This is a genomic window from Pseudomonas sp. (assembly GCF_030150285.1).
Lineage (GTDB): Bacteria > Pseudomonadota > Gammaproteobacteria > Pseudomonadales > Pseudomonadaceae > Aquipseudomonas.
Genome location: NZ_JASLGE010000097.1, coordinates 80,087 through 89,513 on the forward strand (window position 1 = coordinate 80,087; position 9,427 = coordinate 89,513).

General features: G+C 56.5%; 8 protein-coding genes. 1 reads left to right on the plus strand and 7 read right to left on the minus strand.

All coding sequences use genetic code 11. The features are described from left to right. Positions 1-229 precede the first annotated feature (229 nt). Positions 230-1,141 (plus strand): LysR family transcriptional regulator, encoded by a 912-nt coding sequence (locus tag Q1W15_RS23130; RefSeq protein ID WP_300733140.1) that lies wholly within the window; start codon positions 230-232, stop codon positions 1,139-1,141. Between the two features lies 1 nt (position 1,142). On the opposite strand, the gene Q1W15_RS23135 is transcribed toward Q1W15_RS23130, so the two are convergent. The 7 genes from Q1W15_RS23135 to Q1W15_RS23165 all read right to left on the minus strand — a co-directional run. Next, positions 1,143-1,907: an N-formylglutamate amidohydrolase gene (locus tag Q1W15_RS23135; protein WP_300733146.1), complete on the minus strand. Its 765-nt coding sequence runs from the start codon at positions 1,905-1,907 to the stop codon at positions 1,143-1,145. 127 nt (positions 1,908-2,034) lie between these two features. Continuing rightward, on the minus strand, positions 2,035-2,775 hold the full coding sequence (locus Q1W15_RS23140) for a FadR/GntR family transcriptional regulator (protein ID WP_300733152.1): 741 nt from the start codon (positions 2,773-2,775) through the stop codon (positions 2,035-2,037). A gap of 12 nt (positions 2,776-2,787) precedes the next feature. Beyond that, the gene (locus Q1W15_RS23145; RefSeq protein ID WP_300733155.1) at positions 2,788-4,239 is read right to left on the minus strand and encodes an aldehyde dehydrogenase family protein; all 1,452 of its coding nucleotides are present in this window, start codon (positions 4,237-4,239) and stop codon (positions 2,788-2,790) included. A gap of 3 nt (positions 4,240-4,242) precedes the next feature. Beyond that, positions 4,243-5,613 (minus strand): glutamine synthetase family protein, encoded by a 1,371-nt coding sequence (locus tag Q1W15_RS23150; RefSeq protein ID WP_300733158.1) that lies wholly within the window; start codon positions 5,611-5,613, stop codon positions 4,243-4,245. Beyond that, entirely contained in the window at positions 5,610-6,380 is a 771-nt protein-coding gene (locus Q1W15_RS23155) for an SDR family NAD(P)-dependent oxidoreductase (RefSeq protein ID WP_300733161.1), read from the minus strand. Before Q1W15_RS23155 ends, Q1W15_RS23150 begins: the two co-directional genes overlap by 4 nt. A 104-nt stretch (positions 6,381-6,484) precedes the next feature. Beyond that, positions 6,485-7,879 (minus strand): APC family permease, encoded by a 1,395-nt coding sequence (locus Q1W15_RS23160; RefSeq protein ID WP_300733164.1) that lies wholly within the window; start codon positions 7,877-7,879, stop codon positions 6,485-6,487. Between the two features lie 581 nt (positions 7,880-8,460). Further along, positions 8,461-9,427 (minus strand): ribonucleotide-diphosphate reductase subunit beta (locus tag Q1W15_RS23165; RefSeq protein WP_300733167.1); only part of this gene is annotated, 967 nt, incomplete at its 5' end.

Sequence of the window (9,427 nt, forward strand, 5' to 3'; positions counted from 1 at the left end):
TTGTTGGCACTCACTTTAGGGATAAAACGGCGGTCAATAAACGCACCTCACGTTAGGACTTATAAAACGTGAAGTTAGTAATCAAGGCGTCTGATTCAGTGAAAGGCTGGAGTCGGCATTCCTCACAGACGTCATCGGAGAAAGGCCTTCACTTCAGCAAGGGGCAAAAAATGACGGCGCAAGGGCGGCTCTGTTCAGCCGTCTATCAGTCAGGTCAGAAGGCGTATTTATGAGCAAACTCAGGCAAATGGAAGTCTTTGTAGCGGTAGTGGAGGCCGGCAGTTTTGCCGAGGCGGCCGAGCAGGTCGGCATGTCTGCGGTCATGGTGGGGCGCTACATTCAGGGGTTGGAAAGCGCCTTGAAGACCCCACTGATCCACAGGACGACGCGCCGACAATCCGTGACAGGCGAAGGGCGTGTTTTTTACGAAGCGTCCAAAGCCGCACTCGAACACGTGAATTCGGCGTTCAGCAGCGTCGAAGCCGCTACGGGCAAACCCGGTGGCTTGCTGCGTGTTACCGCACCGATGACGCTGGGGGTTTCTCTGGTGGGGCCATTAGTCACCGAGTTCATGCAGCGTTACCCGGATGTTCAGGTTGAATTGATTCTGAGCAATGAGGTGGTGGACCTGTACGAGAGTACGTTTGATCTGGGGTTCAGGATATCGGAGCTGATTGAAGTCAATCTGGCGTCTGAACCGTTGCCGTCGTATCAGATGGTGATCTGCGCGGCCCCGGCCTACCTGGAAAAATGGCCCGCCCCGCAAACCCCGCAAGACCTCTACACGCACCGGATTCTGACTCACACCGCCTGGAACAATCGGTTTGCCTGGCCATTGATGCAGGGTACAGAAGAAGTGCCCTGGCCTGAGCGTGCGGTACTGAAAAGCAATGACGGGCAGGTGCTGCTCCAGGCTGCGATTGCGGGTAACGGGATCCTGATGCAACCCGATTTCCTGGTAGCGGCGGCCCTGGCCAACGGCTCACTGGTCTCGATCATGGGCGATTATCTGCCGGCGTCCAAACCCGTTCAGATGGTCTTTGCGCGCTCAAAGAAGTCACTGCCCAAACTGAGTGCGTTTGTGTCGTTTATCAAAGAACGGCTAGCGATCGATAAACCGGTCCCGAGGCACCCCACTTGAGTCAATGGCCCATCGCTGACCGTATGCACGTCGCCAGCACGTTAGCCCAATGCTGGGCGTTGTGTTTATTGGCGATGAGGTCTTGGCGGATTTCGATGGCCAATGCCGGGATGTCATACGCTTCGGCATGGCGCTCCAGTGTGTAGCCACAAAAGTCGGTGCCGTCATAAGGCAAGTTGTCGCCGACGCGTAGATTACCCTGCGCTTGCAGCGCTTTGAGCAGAGGAATAGCCAGTGTTTTATCCCGCCAGATAATCCCGACATCCCAAGGGCGAGGCTGGCCTGCCAGTACGGGGGTAAATGAATGAATGGCGATCAAATTAACCGGCACTTTCTTAAGCCGCGAGGCATCCAGCAACGTTTCAACTTCCCGATGGAAAGGGTTGAACACCAGGGCGGCCCGGCGGCCCTTTTCGTATGCGTCAAGCTGTTGATTACCCGCAATGATGACCCCGTCTGACTCTTCACACATCCAGGTCGGATCTGAAGGCGATCGGTTGCAGTCCACAAACAGTCTGGAGTGTTTGCACACAACCGCAGGGGCATCCAATAAACGTGCGAGTTCGTAAACGACGTCCAAGGTGCCAATGTCGTGGCCGATATGGCGGTCAAGTTCTGATTGTGGAAGTCCCAGCGATGCATACTCGGGCATGACATGGTTGCAAGCATGCTCGCAGACCAGGACGAGTGGAAAGGCACCTTCGCGATTAATGACGTCATAGGCGGGGTGAGAATCATTAATTTCAGCCGGTTTGGAGGTGTTCATGGATGACCTGTCGACCTGTTTTTATTATTGAAAAGAGTGTTTGATCCGTTAAAAAATTACAGTTCGCGGGCGAATTGATGCCTGAGCGCAACCCCCCGTTCTTATGCAACAGCGTGTGTTTATTGGCTTATTGGGTGGAGGCGCACAGCGCTTCAAACTCGGTTTTTGTGGTTGAAAGGTGCTCTTTCATTGATTGGCTGGCCGCGTCCGCGTCCCCTCGTTCAATGGCTTCCAGAATCTTTTGATGGGCGTTGTAACTGACCTCCCGCTCAAAGTGAAACGCCATGACGTCCAGCGGGCTGAACATCTGCACGCGCGCATCTTCAATCGACGCGAGTAAGGCCGGGTTACCTGAAGCTTTGGCCACGGCCAAGTGAAAGGCGGTATCGGCCATTCGGGCTTCATACGTGGACGTCGAGTTCAAAAGAGCCTGTTGAGCCAGCGCCATAAGCTCCAGTTCAGCGTTGCCTCTGCGAAGCGCGGCAAGGCCTGCCGCGCCACTTTCGATGACAGAGCGAAACTCAATCAGTTGGAGGATATATTCCTTGCGGATCTCCAGGTCTTCACGCACCAGCACTGGGTCGATGATCGATTCCTGCACCGTTGCGCCGCCCCGCGCCCCCCGCGACACCAGAATTTGCCCGCTACCTTCAAGCACTCTCAAGCCCTGGCGAAGCGTCTCTCGCGCTACACCCAGATGTTCGGCAAGCTTTCTCTCTGGCGGCAGGCGATCACCGGGACGGATCCGCCCCAGTATGATTTCGCGGCGCAAATGGTCAACCACGGCCTGATAACCCGAAACAGCGCCACGAGCCAGTCGGTCTAGCTCAACCGGGTCTCGCGAGTCTGTCGCTGCACTCTTTCTCACGTTCGCTACGCCTTATATCGGAAGTCCCAGCTTATCCACACCGACAACCCTTTTTCCAGTAAAGAAGTCGAGGACGTCAGCATCGCCATGCCCCCCTATTCCCGACGCGCCAAAGAAGCTTTGAACCGAGAGAGGTGACATGTCCAGCACACTGGTGCCATTGAGTTTAACTTCGCCTGCCAGCAGTTTTTTGCCGATCTCATGGCCCCGCGTTTGATCGCGGCTGAACACATAAGCTGCCAGGCCAACATGGCCGGCGTTGGCGAGTGAAATGGCATGCGCGTCTGAGGTCGATGGCTGAACAGTGATCATGGGCCCGAAAATTTCCAGTTCCAGGTCGATCTCATCCGCGACCGCAAGGGTTGGCGGCATGAACCACCCGTCGCGCCGGGGTGTGCCCACTTCAATGATGCGCGCCCCGGCGGCCTTGAGCGCTTCGCGCTGGCTGACCAGCTCAATCTTGCGGGCTTCGAAGGCGACCGGGCCCACGTCCGTGGCTTCATCAAGGCTTGATCCCACCTGCAACTTTTCCATCTCGTGTTGCAGGGCCGTGACCAGTTCGTCCAGTAACCCGGACGCGACAATCACGCGGCGGGGTGCCTCACACCATTGCCCGGACAGTTTCATGGCCCCCGACACAATCAAAGCGGCCGCTTCTGCGACATCGGCATCGGCGCGCACGATGGCGGCGTTATTAGAGCCCAGTTCAAGGCGCAGACGGGTGAAGTTTCGCCCGCCGGCCACGGCAATGGCACGGCCCGTTGGCGTCGATCCGGTCATTGATATAGCCCGGATACGCGGGTCTGACACCAGTTGCTCACCGACCTGCGCCCCGCCCAACACGAGGCTGATCACACCGTGTGGGATACCGGCTTTACAGGCCGCTTGAACGACGAGTTCAGTGCTGAAGGGGGACGCGGGGGACGGCTTCATGACCACGGTCGCGCCAGCCACGAGTGCGTAAGCCATCTTTTTGACCGCCATCGCCGAAGGTGCATTCCACGGCATAATCAGAGCGGTTGGCCCCCACGCCACGCGGTGCACACAGACCTTGCGCCCCTCGGCCGGCAACCACTCGATATCGCCCAGAGCCCGTGCCCGGCTCACCGCCGAACGCACCGTTGCGCCGTTGCTGGCGGCAAACATTCGGGTCACCCGAATGGGCACGCCGGAGTTCAGTGCATCCAGTTGCGCAATCGACTCGGCCTGTTCATCCAGTAACTCTGCGAAGGCGAGCAAGAAGGGGGCCCGGCCTTCAACGCCCAAGTCTTCCCAGGTGCCTGCCTGATGAGTTTCATGCGCCAGGGTAATGGCCCGGTCGACCTGCTCGGCTGACGATGAGCGGGATTCGACCAATGCAGCGCCGGTATTGGGGTTGTGCAGCGCGTGGGTGTCACGCACAGCACTGGGTTCGCAAGCCGAGCCGATCCATGTATTTAAAGCAGGAAGTTCACTGATGTTCATTCGTTATACCCGGTCGAAATAGCGTTCAAGGTCCCAGTCCGTCACCGCGGATTGGTACTTGCGCCATTCATGCAGTGCGAGGACTTGAAAGTGGTGGGCATTGCGCTCGCCAATCAGCTTGAGCACCAATGTACCTGCTTTAAACAGATGCGCGGCCTCACCCAAATGCGTCGGCATGGCGTCGTCGGCCGGCAAGTCGTAAGCATTGCCCTTGACTGGTGCGGGGGGTGTTTGCTGTTGATCCAGGCCCTCTTTGACGGACGCCAGAATGCCGGCCAGTGTCAGGTAAGGGTTGGTATCGGCGCCGGGCAATCTGAATTCGAACCGAAGGGTTGAGGGTGAGAAACCTACGCGGCGAACCGACACCGTACGGTTTTCGTGCCCCCAGGTGCGTCCGGACCCGGCCACCAGGCCAGAATTGATTCGCCGGTACGAATTGACGGTGGGGGCATACCAGGCCATGAATTGCGGGATATGACTCAAGGCCCCGGCAATCGCGTGGTGCATGCTTGGGCTCATGTTGTGCTCGGCCGACTCGTCCCAGAACACGGGTGTGCCCGCGTTGTCGAGCAGCGAAAAGTGCACATGGCACGATGAGCCAGGCTGCCCGTTGACAGGCATTGCCATAAAGGTCACCGACAGCCCGGCGGCAACGGCGGAGTCTCTGACGGCCAGTTTATACAGCAGGTGGCGGTCCGCCATTTCCAACGGGTCGCCATATACGAACGTCATTTCCCATTGGCCCAGACCATATTCGGACTGGGCCGCTTCCATCTCGATGCCACTGTTTTTCAAGTCATCGCGCAACTTGCGAAAGAACCATTCGAAGGTGTTGCCTTCATGAATCATGAAGTCGCTGGGTGTCAGCGTGGTGGGCTTAAGGTCACGGAACCCTTGCTGACGCAATTCAATGGGGTTGTTGCGAAACAGGTAAAACTCCAGCTCGGTTCCGGCTTTGGGCACTAACCCGCGTTGGCGGTACTCGGCGATTTGATGCTTGAGGATGACCCTAGGCGAGATCAGCATGGGCGCGTCAGTCTTGATATCGACCGGGTCGGCCAGGCAAATCGCGATGCCGTCCAGCCAAGCCGCACGGCGTAGCGTGTTCAGGTCGGGCATCAGCTTCACATCCGGGATGCCATTATCGTAGTTGCATAAATCCAGGGCCCCGGTTTCGACCATTTCCAGCGATTCGGCAGGGTCCCAGGCCCATGCGCAGGTGCACACTTCAACACCGTTTTCGACCACCCGTTCAAAACCCTCGACAGGAATGCGCCGGCCCACCAGGCGCCCCTGCAAGTCGGGCGATGCAACGATAACGGTATGAATACCGAGTTCGACCAAGTGCTCTTTCTTTAAAATATACGTATTCATCGTGTCAGCCATCCGCCATCGACGGGCAATTGAATGCCGTCAATCCAGCTCGCTTCATCCGAGAGCAACCAGGACACCGCCGAGGCAATATCCGAAGGCTGGCCCACCCGTGGGATTAACAGGCGCTGACGCATAAACTCAAAACCGGCGTCGCTGGTGACCATCTCGTAGTTGAAGAAGTCAGTTGCAATCGGCCCTGGCGCAACACAGTTGACGCGAATGTTCTTGGGGGCCAGTTCAATGGCAAGTGCCTTGGTAAAGATGGGCACGGCTCCCTTGCTTGCATTGTAGTGGGGCTGTGCGGTTGAACCGCTGGTGACGACGACAACAGCCTCTACGGACGAAAGATTAACAATGGCTCCGCCGCCAGAGCGTTCAATCAACGGTGCCAGCTCTTGCGCGACCAGAAACTGGCCTTTGAGATTGACGTCCATGACCAGGTTCCAAGCCTCTTCGGTCAGATCACTGAAAGAGTGTTTAGTGACCAGCCCGGCATTGTTAACCAGTAAGTGAAGAGCGCCCCATGCCTGCATCGCTTTATGGGCGGCCGCTTTAATGTCATCGCGCACACGCACGTCCACTTTGGCAGCCAGCGCTACACCGCCGGCTTCTTCAATTAACGTCACGGTCTTCGCTGCGGCCTCAAGATCAACATCCGTGACCAATACATAAGCGCCCTCACGAGCCAATGTGATTGCCGTTTCGCGGCCAATGCCTGAACCCGCGCCGGTAATGAAAGCCTTTTTATTATTATGTCGAAGCGTCATGGTAGTTATTCCATTCCTGTTAATAGGTCGAACTCATGGATAAGCAACACAGCGTAATGCCGACCGTTAGCACAGTCGTTGTTTGCCACTCACGTGAGGGGGCTTCAGTGGTTCAGTTGTTGCGTTATCTGGCGATACACCTGACGGTTTTTAAAGCGCAGGGTCATGGCTTGAGCGGCACCCGCTATGGCGGTCACCACCACCAACAGGATCAGCACAATACTCACGGTTCCCCAGGCCGGCTCACCGAGGCTATCCACATCCCCGACCAACAGCGGGAAGTTGACTGCGATCAGCACGGCCGAGACGGCCAGCCCGATAAAGCCGAGTAACGGTGCCACACAGGTGCGCAGTACATGGGTTTGCAGCTTGTTGCGCGCGAAGAACACAATGACCGCCAGGCATGTGACCGCCATCAGAATCGAAATGGTCAGCGTGCCGACGCCGACAAACCAGGCAAAGGCTGAGGCCGCCGGTACTTTCAGTACGACCACAATCACCGTCAGTACCGCTGCCGTGATGACCTGAACCAGCGACGACACATACGGCGAGTCGTGCTTGGGGTGGGCGAGGGCAAGTTTGGCCGGCAGCAATCTGGCTCGCGCCATTGAATGCAGGTAACGCGCCAGAACGTTGTGCAAGGCCAGCACAGAAGCAAACATGCTGCCTAGAAATAACAAGCTGACCACGGTCGAACCCACCGCGCCCAAATACTCACCGGTCAGTCTTGGCAGTACGGTGGCCGGGTCCGATCCCACATACGTCATTAACTTGGATGGGCCGATTCCCCAGACCACGGCAACACCCGTCAAGGTATAAAACAGGCCGATCAACAAGGCTGATCCGTAAGTAGCGAGCGGAATGGTTCTGTTGGGCTCTCGAACTTCGCTTCTATAAACAACGGTCGATTCAAAGCCGATAAAACTGGCAATGGCGAACATCAGACCCAACGCCGGAGAGCCGGACATAAAACTATGGGAAGTGAAACCGGCCAGGTCGATGCTTTCTGTTCCACCTTTTAGCCAGATGGCAGCGGACAGAATCAGCACAATGCCCACTTCAGCGACCAATACGATAATCAATACTTTAGAACTGAGGCCGATATGGCGATAACCCAGGAAGCCTACGACGCCAATGCCCATCAGGGTAAATATCCACCAGGGAATACTGGGGGCACCTAACAGCACGAGATCCGCACTGATGGTTTCTCCGAAAAAAGCAAACACACCAAACTGTATGGTGCTGTAAGTGATAATGGCCAAGTAAGCGGCTGAGACACCTGGAACAGTGCCAAGGCCATGGCTGATATAGGTAAAGAAGGCCCCCGCATCGGGAAAGTGCTTACTCATGGCCATGAGGCCGATAGAGAAAAGAAGCAATATCACGGTGGCCACAACAAACATTGCCGGGAACCCTTGGCCGTTACCCATCAATATCCCGACGGGAATAACGCTGCCTACAACGGTGAGTGGTGCGGCGGCGGCCAACACCATAAACATGATTGCACCAGGGCCCAGCCTTCCTTTTAAAACAGTGCTTTGTACGGACGGGGTGTGAGTGCGCAATGAGTTTTCGTGTGCAGTGCTCAATTCGAGTGCTCCTCGAGAGGTGTTTTTGTTGTTTTACCTCAATTGGTACATGTTATAGACCTTTGGCCCAATTCATGTCAACACGACAGAATGTGCCCGTTTTTCGCTAAAAGTCGTGTTGTGTGATCGGCCTTGAAGTGCTGGGATCAGCCTGTTTTTTTCAATTAAATGAGCGGCTTGCGCAGGGGGGAATGACCAGGAGTTTCAGCGCTGTATCGCGTCAGCATTGCCGTTGAGTGCTTATACTGATTCGAACTAAATGGGGGTGGAGTAAGACTTGTTTTTAAGTTGCGGTTCACCCGGCACGGCGTCTTCACGTGTAAGTGCCAGCGAGCAGTGTGTTTGTGCGCTGTTGAGAGGCCCCGCCTCGTTGATGCAAAAAAGCCACCGGGATGTTCAGTCCAGGTGGCTTTTCAAGTCAGTGCACGGGTGTTCAGGCCAGGCGTGTTACGCACACGCCATGGCAGGTTGAACACCAGGGCTCGCGGGTATTAATCCCAGCTCAGGGCACCGCCTGTCTGGTACTCGATAACCCGAGTTTCGAAGAAGTTCTTCTCTTTCTTCAGGTCCATGATTTCGCTCATCCACGGGAACGGGTTCGTGGTGCCCGGGTACTCTTCTTTCAGACCGATTTGCGACAGGCGGCGGTTGGCGATGAACTTGAGGTAGTCCTCCATCATGGCCGCGTTCATGCCCAGCACGCCGCGTGGCATGGTGTCGCGTGCGTATTCGATTTCCAGTTGAGTGCCTTGCAGGATCATTTGCGAGGCTTCTTCCTTCATCTCGGCGTCCCACAGGTGCGGGTTTTCGATTTTGATCTGGTTGATCACATCGATGCCGAAGTTCAGGTGCATGGATTCGTCACGCAGGATGTACTGGAACTGCTCAGCAACGCCGGTCATCTTGTTGCGACGGCCCATCGACAGGATCTGGGTAAAACCGCAGTAGAAGAAGATGCCTTCCAGCACGCAGTAGTAGGCGATCAGGTTGCGCAGCAGTTCCTTGTCGGTTTCAACCGTGCCGGTCTCAAACTTCGGGTCAGAGATCGAACGGGTGTACTTCAGGCCCCACGTCGCTTTTTTCGCGACTGACGGGATCTCGTGGTACATGTTGAAGATCTCGCCTTCATCCATGGCCAGCGATTCGATGCAGTACTGGTAGGCGTGGGTGTGAATCGCCTCTTCGAAGGCTTGGCGCAGGATGTACTGGCGGCACTCCGGGTTGGTGATCAGGCGGTACACGGCCAGCACCAGGTTGTTGGCTACCAGGGAGTCGGCGGTGGAGAAGAAGCCCAGGTTGCGCATGACGATACGGCGTTCGTCGTCGGTCAGGCCTTCGGGGTTTTTCCACAGGGCGATGTCGGCGGTCATGTTGACCTCTTGCGGCATCCAGTGGTTGGCGCAGCCGTCGAGGTACTTCTGCCAGGCCCAGTCGTACTTGAATGGCACGAGTTGGTTG